This window comes from Rhodoferax sp. GW822-FHT04A08 (assembly GCF_058801025.1).
On record NZ_JBXAMW010000013.1, the window covers coordinates 90756 to 108271 of the forward strand.

The window sequence follows — 17516 nt, forward strand, 5'->3', positions numbered from 1 at the left end:
TCAGGTCAACCGCCGCAGGGCGCTGTTCCTGCGATCTTCCAGCTTGGCAGACTCTTCCATGCTGAGGCGCACAAAGCGGATGTGGTCCCTTGCAACTTGCGAGGCTTCCTCGGCCTCGCGCCTATGCACCGCCTCCCAGATCGCCTTGTGCTGGGTGCGCAACTGCTCCCACTGCTTGGGCAGTTCATGCAAGTGGATCAGGTTGTCCGTGACGTGGCCGTGGATCACCTGCATCAGGCTGGCGGTGAGCTGACCAATCAACGTGTTGTGGGATGCGTCGGCAATGGCCTGGTGAAAGGCCACATCCCGCTCCACGCAGGTGTTCATGTCATTGCTGGCGTAGGCTTTCTCCAGCGCTGTGTAGGCCGCATCGATGCGCGCCAGATCCATATCGGTCGCCCGCTCCGCCGCCAGCTTGGCAGCTTCCCCTTCCAGCATGTGACGGAACTCCAGCATGTCGCTTTGCAGCAGCGGATGACCGCGCAGCATGTCTTTCCAGGGATCGGTGAACGGCGCCTGCAACCGGTCGGTGACCACGGTGCCGCCCCCATGCCGCGTATGCAGCAGGCCCTTGGATACCAGTTTGTGAATCGCCTCACGCAGGGTGGGACGCGAAACATTCAGCTCCAGCGCCAGATTGCGCTCTGCCGGCAACTTGTCCCCGGGCTTGAGTGAACCTTCCAGGATGCGTTGCTCCAGCTCGCTGGCAACAACGTCGGCTATGCGGGCCATGGCAGGTCGGGTGCTATTCATGAAAGTACGCCATTTCAAGTGGTCTTACCAGTTTAGCATCCCTGCCCTTCAAAAAATCTCTCACCCCTGTCTCGATAAATTCAATTGACGCAATCTAGAAGTTATCGTGTAATCCTGCTGCACATAGTGGTAATACCACTTTACCTTTTCTAAATTCCAACGAGGAGACTTTCATGGTCTGGCAGCAAATCTACGACCCGTTCGGGAATATGGTCATCTCTACGCTACTGGCCGCAGTGCCGGTGGCCGTGATGCTGATCTGCCTGGGCCTTCTGCATATCAAGGCACATATCGCTGCGGCGCTGGGCCTGGTCAGCGCTCTGGCGATTGCCGTGCTGGCCTACGGCATGCCGGCAGAGATGGCGGGCAAAGCGGCACTATTGGGCGGGTTCACCGGTCTGCTGCCGATTGGCTGGATCGTGCTCAACATCATCTTCCTGCAGCAATTGGCCGAGCAGAACGGCAGCTTCAAGGTGCTGCAGGACTCCCTGTCCGGCATTACCACCGACCGGCGTCTGCAGTTGCTTCTGATTGCCTTTTGCTTCGGCGCCTTCTTTGAAGGGGCAGCCGGCTTCGGCACTCCCGTGGCAGTGACAGCGGGCATCCTAATCGGCCTGGGCTTTTCGCCGCTGGCGGCGTCGGGCCTGTCGCTGATTGCGAACACGGCGCCCGTGGCCTTTGGCGCCCTGGGCTCGCCGGTGATCACGCTGGCCAAGGTGCACGGCTACGACCTGATGCAGGTCACCGCCATGATCGGGCGCCAGCTGCCCTTCTTCTCGCTGCTGGTACCGTTCTGGCTGATCTGGGCCTTTGCCGGGCGCAAGGCCATGCTGGAAATCTGGCCCGCCATTCTGGTGACCGGTCTGTCGTTTGCCATCCCCCAATACCTGGTCTCCAACTTCATCGGCCCCGAATTGGTAGACATCATCGCCGCCCTGGTCTCCATGACTTCGCTGATCCTGTTCCTGCGCGTCTGGCAACCCAGGAAGATCTGGCGCTCCCCTTCGCTCAAGGGCCACGAGAATGATGGTGGAGACGCCAAGGCCGAAGTGGCACCTGCGGTGCACTCCAAGGCCGCGCTCATGCAGGCCTGGACACCCTGGATCATCCTGACAGCCTTTGTGTTCGTATGGGGATTGCCACCGGTCAAGGCATTCCTCAACAGCCTGTATGCGCCGGCCTTCCCCATGCCGGGCTTGCACAACATGGTGGAAAAGGTGGCCCCCGTGGTGGCCAAACCCACGAAGGAAGCCGCGGTCTACACGCTCAACATCCTGTCGGCCACCGGCACCGGCATTCTGCTGTCCGCCATCGTGGGCGCCCTGGTGATGAAGTACAAACCACTGGAAATCGTACGCACCTTTGGTCGCACCGCCTGGTTGGTGCGCTATTCGCTGGCCACCATCGTGCTGATGCTGGGACTTGGCACGCTGACGCGCTACTCCGGAACCGACACCACGCTGGGCCTGGCCTTTGCCAACACCGGCGTGCTCTATCCCTTCTTCGGCACGCTGATGGGCTGGATTGGCGTGGCCATGACGGGCTCTGACACGGCCAGCAACGTGCTGTTCGGCGGTATGCAAAAGGTGGCTGCAGAACAGCTGGGTCTTTCCCCCAACCTGATGGGCGCGGCCAACAGCTCTGGCGGCGTCATGGGCAAGATGATCGACGCACAAAGCATTGTGGTGGCCTCCACCGCCACGCGCTGGTTCAACCACGAAGGCGACATCCTGCGCTATGTGTTCTTCCACTCCATCGCCCTGGCCTGTCTGGTTGGCATCTTCGTGACGCTGCAGGCCTATGTGTTCCCGTTCACGGCCATGGTCGTCCACTAAACGAAAGGCAAGCGTATGTACACCAAAGTATTTGTCGCCATCGACAACAGCAGCACCGCCAGAAAGGCGTTGGAAGAAGCCATTGCACTGGCTCGCGCCCTCAAGGCTGAGCTGTGCATTGCCTTTGTCGCCGATGAGGCCGGACTTATGCAGCATGGAATGGGGCTTGGCAGTTATATCGACGTCAACAAGGTCAAGGCCGACATGCAAAACATGGGCAACCAGTTGCTGGATGAAGCCGTTGCCAAGGCGACAGCGTCAGGCTGCCAGGCACAAAAGCTCCTGATCGAATCGGCCAACCGCCGTGTGGCGGAAACGCTGTCCGAAGCCGCTAACCGCTGGGGCGCCAATCTGCTGGTCATCGGGGCCCACGGGGTGCGGGGCGTGGAGCGCCTGCTGGTGGGCAGCGTGGCCGAAAACCTGACGCGCATCTGCAGCATCTCGCTGCTGATTGTTCGCCAGGGGCACTAGCAAGAGTTGGGACCATGGTGAAAAAGAGTTGTCATATTTGTTTCACATATTTGACTTACCCTCGTTGGAAGCCCGTATGACGGACCTTCTTCACTTCCCAGCCTTTACCAACGGGGATCCCTGCCATGGCCATCGATTTTCAAGACATCACCGACACACTGCGCAAAGTTACCCTGACCGGCCGTCTGGATCTGCCCGGCACGGATGAAATCTCCACCAAGTTTGCGGCACTGTCCGCCACCAGCAACCGCCGCGTCATTGTGGATTTGAGCGGCGTGAGCTTTCTGGCCTCCATCGGAATCCGTGCCATCATCACCAATGCAAAGGCTTTGCAGCAAAGGGGGGGACGCATGGTTCTGTTTGTGGGCGACAACGCGCCGGTGTACAAGACACTGGAAACCACCGGCATCGATAGCCTGATCCCCATGTTCACCGAACTGTCCGAGGCCGAGAAGGCACTCAACGGTTAACGCACGGCATGACTGCGCTGGGAACGCATTTCCGTTCTGACATCTGCATTCAGGCGAACGCTTCGGAAGTACGCCGTGCATCCGAATGGATGGCACAGCACGCCACCGAACACGGCGTTCCGGCCGACCAGATGGGTCGCCTGGACTTGTGTCTGAACGAGGCGCTGGCCAACGTGATCGCGCATGCTTACTCGGGCAGTGAAAACAAGCCTATCAGATTGACATTGGAAGTCTGCGACTGCGCGCAGGCCGCCGTCACCGTCACCGACGAAGGCCCGGCCTTCGACATGGCCTCGGCACCTTTGCCCGAGCGGCCACAAACCCTGGCCGATGCCGAGCCGGGTGGTCTGGGTTTGATGATGATCCGCAGCTTTTCCGACGACGTGGCGTATCGCCGCATTGACGGCAAGAACGAACTCACCTTCCGGGTGCACTGGGGCTAGCCTTCCCTGATGACCACCCAATTCCCACGCAAATTCAAGGACAGGGAAGAGCGCCGGCACGTGCGCATGCCGCACCACCCCGAACGCCGCAAGGAAGAGCGCAGGCGCGAAGAGCTGGAATGGATCCCCCTGTTTCGCGACATCCCACCGGCGCAGCTCAGAGAGGCACTGGCGGACTGTGAAGTTCTGGAACTGCCAGCCGACACCCGACTGCTCTCGCCGGGAGAAATCAACCACAGCATCTTCATCCCCCTGTCCGGCACCGTGGTGGTCCGGCTCAACAGTGGACAGGGTGCGACTTCTGAAATTCCCATCGTCAACGGCGAATGCGTGGGCGAAATGTCTGCCATTGACGGCAAGGCCGTATCGGCCCTGGTCATCGCGGTCAGCGAAACACGGGTACTGAAAATTCCAGCGGACATATTCTGGGATCGACTGATGACCATGCCCAGCGTGGCGCGCAACCTGCAGAGAACCTTGAGCGAGCGGGTACGCAGAACCAACGACCTCGCCCTGAAGGCCCAAAGGGAACAGCTGGAGTTGATGCATTTGCGCAAAGAGCTGGCCGTTGCCACCCAATTGCAGGCCAGCATGTTGCCGCTGCAACGCCCCATCTTCCAGCAACGTCCCGAACTTGACGTGTGTGGCTTCATGGAGCCGGCCTCCAACGTGGGTGGCGATCTCTTTGACGCATTTTTTGTGGACGACCACCAGCTGTTTTTCTGCATCGGTGATGTGTCGGGGCACGGCGTGGCGTCGGCACTGTTCATGGCGCGGGCCATTGGTCTGTTGCGCCTGCTGGCGATCAAGACCGACGACCCCAGCCAGTTGCTCACGGAACTCAATGACAGACTCTGCATCGCCAACGAGACGAATATCTTCCTGACCATTTTCTGCGGCTTCTACGACGTCCGTTCCGGGCAAGTGCGTTACTCCAACGGCGGGCACTGCGCACCGCTGCTGCTGACGCACACGGGCGCCCGTTTTCTGCCGGTGCCCAAAGGCCCGCTCATTGGCGCGTTTGAGGGCGTTCGATTTGGAAAAGAGCACCAGACGCTGCAACTCGGCGAGCTGCTTTTTTGCTACACGGACGGTGTGACCGAGGCGCAGATGCCCGATGGCACCGAATACTCGGAGGAACGCTGCATCAACCTGCTGCAGGCCAGCCGGCACCTGACGCTGGCTGAACTGCTGGACACAGTGCGCTCCGACGTGGCGCGGTTCACCGACAAGCAGGTGCTGGATGATGATTGCACCATGCTGGCGGTCAAGCGGCTGCGCTGAGCCGGCTGCTGCCGCCCCGGCGCAAAGTCCACCCCACTATTTGTTGACGACGCTGAGCATGCTGTTGCCCCATACCGCGCTGGGCGTCTCCCACTCCTGGGCCAATACGGCCGAGGTGCTGCGCACACGTTGAGACAACTCCCTGGCAATGTTGCGGGTGATCTTGAGCGCCGCTTGCGGGTGGTCGCGTACCAAGGCGGCGATGCCCTGGTTGTCCAACAGTACCGCCTGCACCGGCGTATCCGCCGTTACCGTTGCCGACCGGGTGTTGCCGTCAATCAAACCCATCTCACCGACAAACTGGCCCGGACCAAAGGTCGCCAGCCGCATGGAGCTGGCACCTGACCCCGCCAGAATGCTGACCTGCCCTGACTGCAGCATCCACACGCCGTTGGAAGGATCGTCCTTGCGAAACAGTGCCATGCCGGCTTCCACCTGGCGCTCCTCGGCAACCATCAGCACGGCAGTGATTTCTTCTTCATCCAGCCCCCGCAGCAAGCTGTTGCCTTCGACGACGCGCGCCGCCTGGGTTCTGGGCAGAGCGGTTGCGTTTTGCAACACCCATTCCTCGCAACGCTCCAGGCCGCGGTCCAGATCAATGCACTGATCCAGCACCGGAACACTGTCCAGTGCAGTCTGCAGACTGGGCACACGGCACTTGGGCAAGCCGGCTATCACCACCTGCAGGTTGCGCTCCTTGAGTGCACGCACCAGCCACAGCACTGCGTCACGACCACTGGGGTCCGCGTCCTGCACGGCGCTGACATCAATGACCGCGCAGATGCAGTCTTCGTCAAGCTCATCCGCCAGCTGGGTGATGCGCGCACTGTTGCCGAAAAACAGATGGCCAGTCATGCGCAGCACACCCACGTGGTGGGCCAGATGCGTCAGCGCATCCGATTCCGCAAGCGTCCGTATACGGCGGGAGCGCACGCCATCCAGATACACCCAACGCGCGGTCAGGTTGGCCGAAACACGGCGCAACACCACCAGACAGGACAGCCCCACACCTGCAAAAGTAGCCCAGATCAGATTGCCAAAGAAACCCACCAGCGAAATCACCACCGTGATCCAGAAGCCCAGGTCACTGGCTTGCGGCCTAGTCCAGCGGCGGGTATGCACAACCTGCGACAGGCTTTCCAGGAACGCCGGGCTCACCATCATGGTCGACTGCAGTATCAGCAACCCGGCCGCCAGACCGGCTGGCAACGCCATGAGCCAGGGGTTGAGGAACGCCAGTCCAATGCCGCTGACCGCAAAGCAGACAAAAGACGTCATACGCCCCCGTCCGCCCGAGAGCCTGGCCGCAACGCTGTACACCGGGCTACCGCTGCAGGGCAAGCTGCCCACCAAGGCGCCCACCATATTGGCCCCACCCAAGGCGATCAACTCGCGGTCTGCGCTGAATCTCGCACCGAACCGAATCTCCATGGTGCTGGCCGCGGTGAATGTCTCGAGCACCATCACCAGCGCCAGCGTAATGGTTGCCGGAATGCCCTGCTTGATCAGCACGCCAAGGTGCACGCCATGGAGTGACGGCCACAGCGCTGCGGACATCCATTGCACGGGATCCTGCCCGCCTGAAGCCGCTTCCGACTCCACGTGCAGCCCCCCTAGAAGCATCACACACAGCAATCCAGAGAACAGCACCATGACGACTGTGGGAAAGAATCGCAACAGGTGCAAACGCCGCTGAACCGGCGGCCAGGCCAGATGCACCGCCAACATGGTTGCCGCCGTCAGGCCTGCGGCCACTCCACCAGCGTCCACCTTGTGCGCAGCCAGCACGAGCAGGATCAGCGCGGTGCCATTGCTGATGCCGGAGGTCACCGGTGTAGGAATCATTTTGAACACCCGCCCCAGCCGCAGCAGGCCCGACAGCAGAATCAGGAAGCTGGCGATCAGGTACATCACGCTGGCCGCAGCCAGCCCCATGCGCAATTGAGAGAGTGTCAATACGGCGTTGCTGCGTACCGGGGCATCCGACGCGAGAAGAGCCATGTTCAGCACCAGTGCCGCGTACGTTGCAGTGGAGGCAATGCGTGGGCCAGCGATGACGGCGCTGGAGCCCCTGAACCACAACCGCAATACGGGAATGAACGTGATGGCCAGCAGGGTCCCCCACAGGCCGGCGCCCGCCGCCAGGGCCCCGAGAATACCCACAGATAGCAGGCTCGGGGTAAGCAGCATGGGTATGCCCTGGAGCGCGCTCTCGATACCGCTACGCAGCTCGTTGCGCCAAGCGTGAATTTTTGTAGTGGACACCCTTTTCCCCTTGCGCAGAAAGGATGCCGAACGTGTTACTCATTCCGGAAGCCTGACTTCCGGTTGTTCCTCGCCCATTCATTGCTCGACATCAATACGCCGGGCTATTTTGCTACGACACGGCCGTGCGAATTGGATTGGTCGAAGAATGATGGAGTCAGTAACGCCGAGCCATGCAACCCAGCGTCAGACGCTCCAGGGCGCTGATGGTGTGCTCAAACCGGGCGGATGCAATCAGGGAGCGCTCCACCAGACCAGCGCGTACCGACTTGGCGTACTGCTCGCGCGCCACGTCAAACGGCAGCGCAAGCATGTCACTGCCAAGACGCGTCATGCTCTTGAGCACTGCAGGCACAGCGGCGGCGCTCTCAATGACGGGAGTCATCAGTGGATCGCTCCACCCAAGGCCGGGCAGTTGAGACCCGATTGCTGACTGCGATGGTCGATTTCCCAGATGCGGCGCTCGACGTCATAGATGTCTACGGCCTGATTCAGATACTTCTCATCCAGCTCTTGTTGCGAGGGAATGTGAGGAACAAGAGCCTTGATGAGCTCAACAAAGTGGGACATGGTAAGTCCTTAATAAAGTGCGATGACTTAATTATAAGGGTTTACCCTAGTGTTTCAACCCCGATAGACTGAAACACCCAATCCGGTGCCGTTAGGCAACGGCCTTTGCAAAGCCTCAGTTCGGCCCGAGTCCGATCGGTGCCGGAGCCGTGGAAACAATGCGTGAGTACAAACGGTCATACACCGGGTCGCGCGCATATTTGCCGTTGAGCGGGTCGGTGTTTTGTTCAAACGCAGTATCCAGCTCCTTCCAGTCTGCTTCTGTCAAATGCTGTATGGCTTGCGGCAGGATGATGGATTCTTCGAGCCGCATGTGGTCCATGTAGGAGTCGATGTACTGCGTGCACCGCTCCTCGAAAACCTTCCTGCGGGTATCTCCCAGCAACTCCCAGGCCGACAGCAGGTGCTGCAGTGCACGCACGCCCGCCTCGCTGTGTTCGTGGTCCTGCTCCAGGCGGTCCAGGGTGTCCTTGACCTCGGGCGCAACCTTGAGCACTTTGGGAAACAGCAGCGCCGACTCCTTGGTGTGATGCAGCTTTTCCGGGAATTCGTCGATGTAGAACAGCATGGCCCGCAGCACGTCGAAGTATTGCTGGGCATCCTGACCGGGACCACGCTCCAGCATCATGCGCAAGGACTGCAACATGGCTGCCAGAGATGAATGTTCTTCGCGAATGATTTGCAGACTGCTGTGTTTCATGGTGACTCCTCAATTTATTGTTTCAAACTTCATACCCACTCTATAGCGGCAGGCCCACATAGTTTTCTGCCATCACGGTGGAGGCTGCCTTGGAGCCGATCAGGTACTCCAACTCGGCTTCCTGCAATTTCTGCCCGATGGCGCCATCATTGGGAAAACGATGCATCAGATTGGTAAACCACCACGAGAAACGCTCACCCTTCCAGATACGGCGCAGGCAGCGGTCAGAGTAATGGTTGATGCCGGCCTCACTACGCTCCTTGTAAAACTCGATGATGGATCCGCACAGGTACTTCACGTCCGAGGCCGCCAGATTCAGTCCCTTGGCACCGGTAGGTGGCACGATATGCGCCGCGTCACCCGCCAGGAACATGCGGCCAAAGCGCATGGGCTCGGCAACGAAACTGCGTAGCGGAGCAATGCTCTTTTCAAGCGATGGCCCCGTCACCAGCTTCTCGCGTGCAGGCGGGTCCAGACGCAGACGCAGCTCCTGCCAGAACGCTTCGTCCGACCAGTCTTCCACGCGGTCACTCAGCGGCACCTGGAGATAGTAGCGGCTGCGCGTCTGGCTGCGCATGGAGCACAGCGAAAAACCACGCGTACTATTGGCATAGATCAACTCTTCATGCACCGGCGGGGTATCGGACAACAAGCCCAGCCAACCGAAGGGATAGACCTTTTCGTATTCGGTTACGGCACCGCGTGGCACGCTGGCACGGCAGACGCCATGGAAACCGTCACACCCGGCAATGAAATCACATTCGATTTCATGCGTCTTGCCATCCTTCTCATAGCGCACACGCGGCTTCAGGGTGTCAAAGTCATGGACCGTTACGTTACCGGCCTCGTACACCGTGGGCAAATTGGCGGTCTTGCGCGCGTCCATGAGGTCGCGCGTCAATTCGGTCTGGCCGTACACCATCACCTGCTTGCCACCTGTGAGCCCGGTCATGTCGATGCGGTGACGCTCGCCGCCGAACAGCATGTCAAAGCCGTGGTGGGGAATGCCTTCCTTGTGCATGCGCGTGCCAACGCCTGCCTCATCCAACAAATCGATGGTGACCTGCTCCAGAATGCCCGCGCGGATGCGGCCCAATACATATTCACCGGTCTGCCGCTCCAGAATGATGGCGTCAATCCCCGCCTTGTGCAGCAACTGTCCGAGCAACAGGCCCGAGGGGCCAGCGCCTATGATGGCTACTTGTGTACGCATTTAAATGACTCCTGCTTTGACGAATTTCATGCTACGGCAATCATGGATCAGTTGGGGTGGAACCAGCCGCTAGCAGCTATCTAAAATCGTTATAGCTACCAGTATGAAATCGCGCTTGCCAATAGGTCGTTTTGCGAACACCATGCCACATAATTCGCTTTTTACAGGAGACAAAACGTGCAAAAACGCGTACTGATCGGCGCCATGTCCATGGCCATCGCCACTTTGTGGTCAGGTGCTGCCTTCGCTGATGGCAACACATTCAAGATCGGACTGATCCTGCCCATGACCGGACAGCAGGCCACCACGGGTCGCCAGATCGAAGCTGCAGCGCGCCTGTACATGGCGCAAAACGGTGACACGGTTGCCGGCAAGAAGATCGAGCTGATCGTCAAGGACGACACCAGCGTGCCCGACGTCACCAAGCGCATGGCACAGGAACTGGTCGTGAACGACAAGGTCAACGTACTGGCCGGCTTCGGCATCACCCCGTCCGCATTGGCCGTGGCCCCCATCGCCACCCAATCCAAGACACCGGAAGTGGTTATGGCAGCAGCCACCTCCAGCATCACTGAATCTTCGCCCTACATCATCCGCACCAGCTTCACGCTACCGCAGGCATCCGTGTCGCTAGCCGACTGGGCTCCCAAGAACGGCATCAAGAAGGTCGTCACCCTGGTGAGCGATTACGGCCCCGGCATCGATGCCGAAAAGTTCTTCAAGGAACGCCTGACCTTCAACGGCGGCCAGGTCATCGAATCCCTGCGCGTGCCCCTTCGTGGACCGGACTTTGCGCCCTTCCTGCAAAAAGTGCGTGACCTCAAGCCCGATGCGCTGTTTGTGTTTGTGCCCTCCGGTGCGGGCGCAGCGGTCATGAAGCAGTTCCTGGAACGCGGCATGGACAAAGCCGGCATCCGCCTGATCGGCACTGGTGACATCACCGATGACGATCAACTCAACGACATGGGCGATGGCGCTTTGGGCGTGGTGACATCCCACCACTACTCCACCTATCACCAGTCGCCTGCCAACAAGAAGTTTGTTGAGGCCTTCCAGAAAGCCAACAAGAACCTGCGCCCCAACTTCATGGCCGTGGGTGGCTATGACGGCATGCGCGTAATTTACGAAGCACTCAAGGCCACCAAGGGCAATGGCGGCGGTGACGCCCTGCTGGCCGCCATGAAGGGCCAGATCTTTGAGAGCCCACGCGGCCCGGTGTTCATCGATGCGCAGACCCGCGACATCGTGCAGAACATCTATCTGCGCAAGGTGGAACGCAAGGAAGGCCAACTCTACAACGTGGAATTCGACGTGATCAAGGACGTCAAAGACCCTGGCAAGAACCGTTAATCGCACTCGATGTTGACACTGTTATTTGACGGTATCGCCTATGGCATGCTGTTGTTCATTCTTGCTGTAGGACTGGCCGTCACCATGGGGTTGATGAACTTCATCAACCTCGCCCACGGTGCGTTTGCGATGGTGGGGGGATACATCACGGTGTTGCTGATGCAACGCGCCGGTGTGCCCTTCCTTCTGTGCCTGCCGCTGGCGTTTCTGGGTTCGGCGCTGCTCGGCGCCGTGCTGGAGCGCAGCCTGTACCGTCCGCTCTATAAAAAGCCGCACCTGGACCAGGTGCTGTTCTCCATCGGCCTGACCTTCATGGCGGTGGCCAGTGCCGACTACTTCATTGGCTCCACCCAGCAGATCATCCAGTTGCCCGAGTGGCTCAAGGGTCGCACCGAGCTGGGCGAAGGCGCGTGGATGCTGGGCATGGGGCATTACCGCCTGTTCATCATCGCCGTCTGTACCGCGCTCACCATTGCCCTGCAATATGTGCTGGCCAAGACCCGCTTTGGCAGCCGCCTGCGCGCCTCGGTGGATGACCAGCGCGTGGCCGCTGGACTGGGCATCAATGTGAATGTGGTGTTTCTGGCCACCTTTGCTGTGGGCTCGGGCCTGGCTGGACTCGGAGGCGCACTGGGCGCCGAGGTGCTGGGCCTGGACCCCACCTTTCCGCTGAAGTTCATGGTGTACTTTTTGATTGTGGTGGCTGTGGGCGGCACGTCCAGCATCACCGGCCCGCTGTTGGCAGCCCTGCTGCTGGGTGTGGCCGATGTGGCGGGCAAGTACTACATCCCCAAGCTGGGTGCTTTTATTGTGTATAGCCTGATGATTGCCATTCTGATCTGGCGTCCGCAGGGCCTGTTTGTGCGTCAAGGGGGCAAGTCATGAAAGTCCCCAAGAGCTGGGCCTGGTGGGAATATGTGTTGTGGATTTTGCTGCTGGCTTCTCCGCTGGCTTTGCCAGAGCGCGCACTCATCATCAATGAGATTGCCATCGTCGCGCTGTTTGCCGTGTCACTGGATTTGATCCTGGGCTTTACCGGCATCGTGTCGTTGGGCCATGCCGCCTTCTTTGGCATGGGTGCCTATGTGGCGGCCCTGTTTGCCAAGCTGGTCATGCCCGATCCATTGCTGGGTCTGGCTGCCGCCATCGTGGTGTCCACCGTATTGGGTGCCTTCTGCAGCATGACCATCATCCGTGGCAGTGACCTCACGCGCCTGATGGTGACACTGGGCGTCGGTCTGATCCTGGCAGAACTGGCCAACAAGCTGGACTGGCTCACCGGTGGCGCCGATGGCCTGCAGGGTGTGGTCATGGGGCCACTCCTGGGCACGTTCGAGTTTGACCTGTTTGGCAAGACGGCTGCTTGGTATTCCCTGACCGTGCTGCTCATCATGTTCGTGCTGGCACGCCATCTGGTGCAGTCGCCTTTCGGTGCCACGCTCAAGGCCATTCGGGACAACCGTCTGCGCGCCATGGCCATCGGTATCCCGGTGACACAGCGCATTGCCGTGGTCTACACCATTGCTGCCGGCATGGCCGGTGCGGCCGGCGGCCTGCTGGCGCAGACCAGCGGATTTGCCTCGCTGGACGTATTTGAGTTCCATCGTTCGGCCGACGTCATGCTGGTGCTGGTCGTGGGTGGTACAGGTTGGCTCTATGGCGGTGTGGGCGGTGCCTTGGTGTTCACCCTGCTGCAAAACGTCATCTCCGCCATCACGCCGCAGTACTGGACCTTCTGGATCGGTCTGTTCCTGGTGGTGCTGGTGCTGGTGGGCCGTGAGCGGTTGCTGCGCCCCTGGACCTGGTTTGGACGCGGAGGCAAGGCATGAGCGCGCAAGACAACATCGTGCTGAGCGCGCAAGGCCTGGTCAAGGTGTTTGGTGGCATCACCGCCACCAACAACGTGACGCTGAATCTGCGCAAGGGCGCACGCCATGCGCTCATCGGCCCCAACGGTGCAGGCAAGACCACGCTGATCAACCTGCTGACCGACGTGCTGACGCCCACCGAAGGACGCATCACGCTCGAAGGAAACGACATCAGCAACCTGCCGCCCTACCAACGGGTACGCCGGGGCATGGTGCGCACCTTCCAGATCAACCAGCTGTTTGACACCATGACGCCCATGGAAACGCTGGCCCTCACGGTGTCGCAACAGCAAGGGCTGGGTGGCAAGTGGTGGCAGGCGCTGGGCTCCAACAAGAACGTCACACGCCGCTGCGAAGAACTGCTGGAGCAATTCCACCTGACCAGCGTTGCGCACCAGACCACCAATGTGCTGGCCTACGGCAAGCGCCGCCTGCTGGAAATCGCCATCGCCCTGGCCTGCGAGCCGCGCGTGCTGCTGCTCGACGAGCCCGTAGCTGGTGTTCCTGCGGGCGAGCGTGAGGAGCTGCTGCAAACGGTAGCCGCGCTACCGGCGGATGTGTCCATCCTTTTGATTGAACATGACATGGATCTTGTCTTCAGCTTTGCCAACCGCATGACGGTGCTGGTCAACGGCACGGTGCTGACCGAAGGTTCGCCCGATGAAATCGCCAACGACCCACAGGTCAAAGAGGTGTATCTGGGCCACGGCGAAGGAGCACAGCATGGCTGATCTGCTGCGCGTGGAAAACCTCAGCGCGGGCTATGGCGAAGCGGTGGTGCTCAACGGCATCAACGTGTCATTGGCTGAAGGCCAGACCCTGGCGCTGCTGGGCCGCAACGGCACCGGCAAGACGACGCTCATCAACACCCTGGCTGGCGCCACGCGCCAGCACGGCGGCAGCATCACCCTGGGTGGTGTGGCCTTGCACAAGCTACCTTCGCACGAACGCGCCGCCGCTGGCATTGGCTGGGTTCCGCAGGAGCGCAACATCTTCAAATCGCTGACGGTGGATGAAAACCTCACGGCGGTGGCGCGCCCCTCGCGTGCCGGCAGCAAGAATCCGCAGTGGACGCCCAAGCGCGTGTACGAAATGTTCCCCCGTCTGGCCGAGCGCAAATACAACCTGGGCACCCAGCTCAGCGGCGGCGAGCAGCAGATGCTGGCCGTGGGCCGTGCCCTGGTGCTGAACCCCAGCATCCTGCTGCTGGACGAACCGCTGGAAGGCCTGGCACCCATCATCGTGCAGGAGCTGCTGCGAGCCATTCGCAGCATCACCCAGAGCGAAGGGCTGGCAGCCATCATCGTGGAGCAGCATCCACAGGCGATCCTGGCCATCTCCGACACCGCTGCGGTGCTGGACCGCGGCACGGTGGTACACACCGACAGCGCTGACAACCTGCTGGCACAACCCGAACTGCTGGACAAGTTGCTAGGCGTAGCGCGCTAAGCCGGGTCGGCCCCGACCCCAGGGGCTAGGCGATACCGACGACCTTGTGCGTTTGAATGCTCAAGCGCCATTGCGGGTGCGCAAGACAGTACGCAATGGCGGCTTGCGTGTTGCGCTTGGCCTCCAGGCCATCCATGGGTTGCAGGAAGAAGTGGGTGAAATCCAGGTGCGCAAAGCGTTCCGGCATGGCCAGAGCCTGAGGAAACACCAGCTTGAGTTCGCTGCCACGCGTGAGCACCAGCTCTGCGTCTGCCTTGGGGCTGACGCAGATCCAGTCCAGCCCCTCAGGCGCCGGCTGGGTTCCATTGGTCTCCACGGCGATTTCAAAACCCAGGCGGTGCATCGCGTCCACCAGTTCTTGGTCCAGTTGCAGCAGCGGTTCTCCGCCGGTAAACACCACCAACGGCTTGCCACCGGGGGCCAACGGCCAATGGTCCTGCACCGCCAGCGCCAAGGCGTCGGCTGACGCGAACTTGCCACCGCCCGGACCATCGGTACCGATGAAGTCGGTGTCACAGAACTGGCAGACGGCCTTGCTGCGGTCTTCTTCCCTTCCAGACCAAAGGTTGCATCCGGCAAAGCGGCAGAACACCGCCGCCCGCCCCGCCTGCCCGCCCTCGCCTTGCAGCGTGTAATACATTTCCTTGACGGTATAGGCCATGGCTTACACCGGCAGGGCCGGCGCCTCCAGATCGGTAGACACCACAGCGCCGCACCCCTGCGTCTCAAACAGGTCCACACGGTTGAGCTGCGGCAGATGCGCGCGCGCCTTGGCCAGAATCCAGGCAGCAATGCTGGCCGTATCGCAATCGGCCAGATCGGCTATTTCGTACAGCGGCCTATGGTCCAGTGCGTCGAAGACCGGCTTGAACACCTGCTTCACGTCACCAAAGTCCACCGTCCAGCCCATGACCTGATCCAGCGCAGCGGTCAGATGCAGGCGCAAGGTGTAGGTGTGACCATGGATGCGGCGCAGCGCGCTGCCGTCGGGCGCACGGCGCAATTGCAGGGCACTGTCCAGCGTGAAGTCCTTCCAGATGCGGTAGTGGCTGCCGTCGAAGTTGGCGCCGCAGGACGCGGTTTCAAACACGGTGATCCAGGACAACTCCGGCAGCAGCGGCAGCAGCCGCTGCCACAACCAACTGGAGAGCATTTCGCTGGTCGGATTACCCAGACCCGGCAGGTCGTTCAGGCAGGCGAAATCGAGCTGCTGCTGCATGGGCGCCCAGACCGCATCCAGCACGTCGGCATCCACAACGCGCCCATTGCTCTGCTCCTTGGCATGCAGAATGACTTCAAAACCATGGCCGTGCATGCGCCCGCATTTGTGCCCGACCGGTACGTTGGGCAAACGGTGTGCCGACTGGAACACATAGCGTCGCCAGACGTGTGCCTGACCGGTTTGGTCCAGCGTGGCACCGCTGGTGGACGTGCTTTGCAACCCCACCTGGGTGATGGATGGCAGTTGCAACTGCGATTGCAGCCAGCGCGCCAGATTGGCATCGGTCGGTTGCTGCAACTGCTCATTCAGCAGACGGTAGTCCAGCTTGGAAATGGCCTGGGTCAGCGTACTGCGCAGCCGGTCGACCTCCCCTCCGGGGAAATGGGCCCAACCTTCGGGCGGGGCACAACGCACCGAGGCCATAAAACTGTGGCCATGCAGGCGGCCCAGCCGATGCTGTGCAGCAAGGCCATCGAGCTGCCGTGCCGCTTCAAAACCGGCCGATGCGGTGAAGAGGGTCTTTACATTCATTCTCAGGGGGTTCCAGGTCAAACACGCTGCAAATCCGGGCCACTGCACTGACCGTTCCGACTGCACGTAAAAGGTGCATTATCCAACGCCCGGAGATTTCACCCCCGGGACCCGCCTCAGGACAGGGACTCGATGGCCGACTTCACCACATCGGCCACCAGCGCATGCACGCCCTTGTGGGTCTCGGTGCTGGGGCGGCGCGCTGAAGTCACCAGCATCAGTTCGCACGCCAGTTGCGGGCTGTGCAGTCGGTGGGTAGTAAAGCTGTGGGGCTTGGGAAAATTGCTCAAGGTGTAGTGGGGCAACACGGCAAAGCCCAGCCCCTCGCCGACCAGTTCCAGAATGGCGTTGAGGCCATCCACCTCCAGCACGATCTCGGGCTTGAGGCGCAGATGGTCCAGCTCGGTGTCAATCAGAATGCGAAAGGCGTTGGGCCGGCTCGGCAGTATCAGCGGCAGCGATGCCAGCGCCGACAGCGGCATGCGCGCCTTCAGGTTCAGCCCTGGCATGCGCTTGACGCTGGCCTCGGAGGCAATCAGCACCAGGGTTTCGCGATGCAGCAGCCTGGTTTCGATTTCAGGGGAATGGGCGGTGTTGTACAGCACTGCCATATCCAGCCGGCCAGAGCGCAGCCCCTCATGCATCACCACCGAAAACCCTTCAGTCAGCGTCAGATGGGCGTTGGGCAGGCGCTTGCGGAACTCCAGGGTCAGCGGCACGGTGATGAGTTTGGACAGACTGGGTGGCAGGCCTATGGACACATGACCGCCCAAGGCACCGCGTGTGGCCTCCAGGTCTTCGCGCGCCAGCGCCACCTGGTGCAGGATGCCGCGGCCATGTTCCAGTAGCACCAGGCCCGGCTCGGTCAGCGTCACACCGCGACCATTGCGCAGCAGAAAGGTCTGTCGCAACTCGACTTCGAGCTGGCGCACATGGCGACTGAGCAAGGGCTGGGGAATGCCCAGAGCGGCGGCGGCACGGGTGAAACTGCCCAGTTCGGCCACCCGGACAAAGGATTCAATCTGTTTGAGGTCCATCGTTTTGTCTCGGTATATCTGTGGAATAGCTATGCGAATTGTTTATAACAGCTAG

The 17516-nt window shown here is 60.7% G+C and carries 19 protein-coding genes; 10 read left to right on the top strand and 9 right to left on the bottom strand.

Translation table 11 applies throughout. The features are described from left to right. Positions 1–753 (bottom strand): FadR/GntR family transcriptional regulator, encoded by a 753-nt coding sequence (locus AC1RMF_RS20845; protein ID WP_493144036.1) that lies wholly within the window; start codon positions 751–753, stop codon positions 1–3. 173 nt (positions 754–926) lie between these two features. On the opposite strand from AC1RMF_RS20845, the gene AC1RMF_RS20850 reads away from it, so the two are divergent. The 5 genes from AC1RMF_RS20850 (at position 927) to AC1RMF_RS20870 (ending at position 5256) form a co-directional block, all read left to right on the top strand. Beyond that, the gene (locus AC1RMF_RS20850; protein WP_342619152.1) at positions 927–2588 is read left to right on the top strand and encodes an L-lactate permease; all 1662 of its coding nucleotides are present in this window, start codon (positions 927–929) and stop codon (positions 2586–2588) included. A gap of 15 nt (positions 2589–2603) precedes the next feature. Continuing rightward, positions 2604–3059 (top strand): universal stress protein, encoded by a 456-nt coding sequence (locus tag AC1RMF_RS20855; protein ID WP_493144039.1) that lies wholly within the window; start codon positions 2604–2606, stop codon positions 3057–3059. 125 nt (positions 3060–3184) lie between these two features. Continuing rightward, positions 3185–3529: an STAS domain-containing protein gene (locus AC1RMF_RS20860; protein ID WP_342619154.1), complete on the top strand. Its 345-nt coding sequence runs from the start codon at positions 3185–3187 to the stop codon at positions 3527–3529. Between the two features lie 8 nt (positions 3530–3537). Continuing rightward, positions 3538–3972, top strand: coding sequence for an ATP-binding protein (locus AC1RMF_RS20865; protein WP_493144041.1), 435 nt, complete (start codon positions 3538–3540; stop codon positions 3970–3972). Between the two features lie 9 nt (positions 3973–3981). Further along, positions 3982–5256, top strand: coding sequence for a PP2C family protein-serine/threonine phosphatase (locus tag AC1RMF_RS20870; protein WP_493144042.1), 1275 nt, complete (start codon positions 3982–3984; stop codon positions 5254–5256). 36 nt (positions 5257–5292) lie between these two features. Here AC1RMF_RS20870 and AC1RMF_RS20875 read toward each other — a convergent pair whose 3' ends face one another. From AC1RMF_RS20875 to pobA, 5 genes are all read right to left on the bottom strand, one after another. Further along, on the bottom strand, positions 5293–7521 hold the full coding sequence (locus AC1RMF_RS20875; RefSeq protein ID WP_493144043.1) for a SulP family inorganic anion transporter: 2229 nt from the start codon (positions 7519–7521) through the stop codon (positions 5293–5295). 157 nt (positions 7522–7678) lie between these two features. Continuing rightward, positions 7679–7906, bottom strand: a complete 228-nt coding sequence (locus AC1RMF_RS20880; RefSeq protein ID WP_493144046.1) for a hypothetical protein — start codon at positions 7904–7906, stop codon at positions 7679–7681. Next, positions 7906–8091: a DUF3563 family protein gene (locus AC1RMF_RS20885; protein ID WP_342619159.1), complete on the bottom strand. Its 186-nt coding sequence runs from the start codon at positions 8089–8091 to the stop codon at positions 7906–7908. The genes AC1RMF_RS20880 and AC1RMF_RS20885 overlap by 1 nt, the downstream gene beginning before the upstream one ends. Positions 8092–8206: 115 nt before the next feature. Further along, positions 8207–8791 carry a hemerythrin domain-containing protein gene (locus AC1RMF_RS20890; protein WP_493144048.1) on the bottom strand — a complete coding sequence of 195 codons (585 nt, stop codon included), beginning with the start codon at positions 8789–8791 and terminating at the stop codon, positions 8207–8209. Between the two features lie 40 nt (positions 8792–8831). Beyond that, a complete protein-coding gene (pobA, locus tag AC1RMF_RS20895; protein ID WP_342619161.1) occupies positions 8832–10004 on the bottom strand; it encodes a 4-hydroxybenzoate 3-monooxygenase in 1173 nt (390 codons plus the stop codon). A 177-nt stretch (positions 10005–10181) separates the two neighbouring features. Here pobA and AC1RMF_RS20900 point away from each other — a divergent pair, with 177 nt between their 5' ends. The 5 genes from AC1RMF_RS20900 to AC1RMF_RS20920 are packed head-to-tail and all read left to right on the top strand — an operon-like array spanning position 10182 to position 14671. Beyond that, entirely contained in the window at positions 10182–11354 is a 1173-nt protein-coding gene (locus AC1RMF_RS20900) for an ABC transporter substrate-binding protein (protein ID WP_446737974.1), read from the top strand. 9 nt (positions 11355–11363) lie between these two features. Next, positions 11364–12239: a branched-chain amino acid ABC transporter permease gene (locus AC1RMF_RS20905; protein ID WP_493144051.1), complete on the top strand. Its 876-nt coding sequence runs from the start codon at positions 11364–11366 to the stop codon at positions 12237–12239. Then, positions 12236–13183, top strand: a complete 948-nt coding sequence (locus tag AC1RMF_RS20910) for a branched-chain amino acid ABC transporter permease (protein WP_493144052.1) — start codon at positions 12236–12238, stop codon at positions 13181–13183. The genes AC1RMF_RS20905 and AC1RMF_RS20910 overlap by 4 nt, the downstream gene beginning before the upstream one ends. Beyond that, complete coding sequence (locus AC1RMF_RS20915) at positions 13180–13953, top strand: ABC transporter ATP-binding protein (RefSeq protein WP_493144053.1); 774 nt, start codon at positions 13180–13182, stop codon at positions 13951–13953. Before AC1RMF_RS20910 ends, AC1RMF_RS20915 begins: the two co-directional genes overlap by 4 nt. Beyond that, a complete protein-coding gene (locus AC1RMF_RS20920; RefSeq protein WP_493144055.1) occupies positions 13946–14671 on the top strand; it encodes an ABC transporter ATP-binding protein in 726 nt (241 codons plus the stop codon). The genes AC1RMF_RS20915 and AC1RMF_RS20920 overlap by 8 nt, the downstream gene beginning before the upstream one ends. Positions 14672–14696: 25 nt before the next feature. On the opposite strand, the gene queE is transcribed toward AC1RMF_RS20920, so the two are convergent. The 3 genes from queE to AC1RMF_RS20935 form a co-directional block, all read right to left on the bottom strand. Next, the gene (gene queE, locus AC1RMF_RS20925; RefSeq protein WP_493144058.1) at positions 14697–15332 is read right to left on the bottom strand and encodes a 7-carboxy-7-deazaguanine synthase; all 636 of its coding nucleotides are present in this window, start codon (positions 15330–15332) and stop codon (positions 14697–14699) included. A gap of 3 nt (positions 15333–15335) precedes the next feature. After that, positions 15336–16424, bottom strand: coding sequence for a 6-carboxytetrahydropterin synthase (locus AC1RMF_RS20930; protein ID WP_493144060.1), 1089 nt, complete (start codon positions 16422–16424; stop codon positions 15336–15338). Positions 16425–16540: 116 nt separating this feature from the next. Continuing rightward, positions 16541–17461 carry a LysR family transcriptional regulator gene (locus AC1RMF_RS20935; RefSeq protein WP_342619168.1) on the bottom strand — a complete coding sequence of 307 codons (921 nt, stop codon included), beginning with the start codon at positions 17459–17461 and terminating at the stop codon, positions 16541–16543. Positions 17462–17516: the final 55 nt, after the last annotated feature.

Excerpts from the sequence above, each read along its gene's own strand:
- AC1RMF_RS20845 (WP_493144036.1), bottom strand. The coding sequence starts at position 753 with ATGAATAGCACCCGACCTGCCATGGCCCGCATAGCCGACGTTGTTGCC.
- AC1RMF_RS20850 (WP_342619152.1), top strand. The coding sequence starts at position 927 with ATGGTCTGGCAGCAAATCTACGACCCGTTCGGGAATATGGTCATCTCT.
- AC1RMF_RS20855 (WP_493144039.1), top strand. The coding sequence starts at position 2,604 with ATGTACACCAAAGTATTTGTCGCCATCGACAACAGCAGCACCGCCAGA.
- AC1RMF_RS20860 (WP_342619154.1), top strand. The coding sequence starts at position 3,185 with ATGGCCATCGATTTTCAAGACATCACCGACACACTGCGCAAAGTTACC.
- AC1RMF_RS20865 (WP_493144041.1), top strand. The coding sequence starts at position 3,538 with ATGACTGCGCTGGGAACGCATTTCCGTTCTGACATCTGCATTCAGGCG.
- AC1RMF_RS20870 (WP_493144042.1), top strand. The coding sequence starts at position 3,982 with ATGACCACCCAATTCCCACGCAAATTCAAGGACAGGGAAGAGCGCCGG.
- AC1RMF_RS20880 (WP_493144046.1), bottom strand. The coding sequence starts at position 7,906 with ATGACTCCCGTCATTGAGAGCGCCGCCGCTGTGCCTGCAGTGCTCAAG.
- AC1RMF_RS20885 (WP_342619159.1), bottom strand. The coding sequence starts at position 8,091 with ATGTCCCACTTTGTTGAGCTCATCAAGGCTCTTGTTCCTCACATTCCC.
- AC1RMF_RS20890 (WP_493144048.1), bottom strand. The coding sequence starts at position 8,791 with ATGAAACACAGCAGTCTGCAAATCATTCGCGAAGAACATTCATCTCTG.
- pobA (WP_342619161.1), bottom strand. The coding sequence starts at position 10,004 with ATGCGTACACAAGTAGCCATCATAGGCGCTGGCCCCTCGGGCCTGTTG.
- AC1RMF_RS20905 (WP_493144051.1), top strand. The coding sequence starts at position 11,364 with ATGTTGACACTGTTATTTGACGGTATCGCCTATGGCATGCTGTTGTTC.
- AC1RMF_RS20910 (WP_493144052.1), top strand. The coding sequence starts at position 12,236 with ATGAAAGTCCCCAAGAGCTGGGCCTGGTGGGAATATGTGTTGTGGATT.
- AC1RMF_RS20915 (WP_493144053.1), top strand. The coding sequence starts at position 13,180 with ATGAGCGCGCAAGACAACATCGTGCTGAGCGCGCAAGGCCTGGTCAAG.
- AC1RMF_RS20920 (WP_493144055.1), top strand. The coding sequence starts at position 13,946 with ATGGCTGATCTGCTGCGCGTGGAAAACCTCAGCGCGGGCTATGGCGAA.
- queE (WP_493144058.1), bottom strand. The coding sequence starts at position 15,332 with ATGGCCTATACCGTCAAGGAAATGTATTACACGCTGCAAGGCGAGGGC.
- AC1RMF_RS20930 (WP_493144060.1), bottom strand. The coding sequence starts at position 16,424 with ATGAATGTAAAGACCCTCTTCACCGCATCGGCCGGTTTTGAAGCGGCA.
- AC1RMF_RS20935 (WP_342619168.1), bottom strand. The coding sequence starts at position 17,461 with ATGGACCTCAAACAGATTGAATCCTTTGTCCGGGTGGCCGAACTGGGC.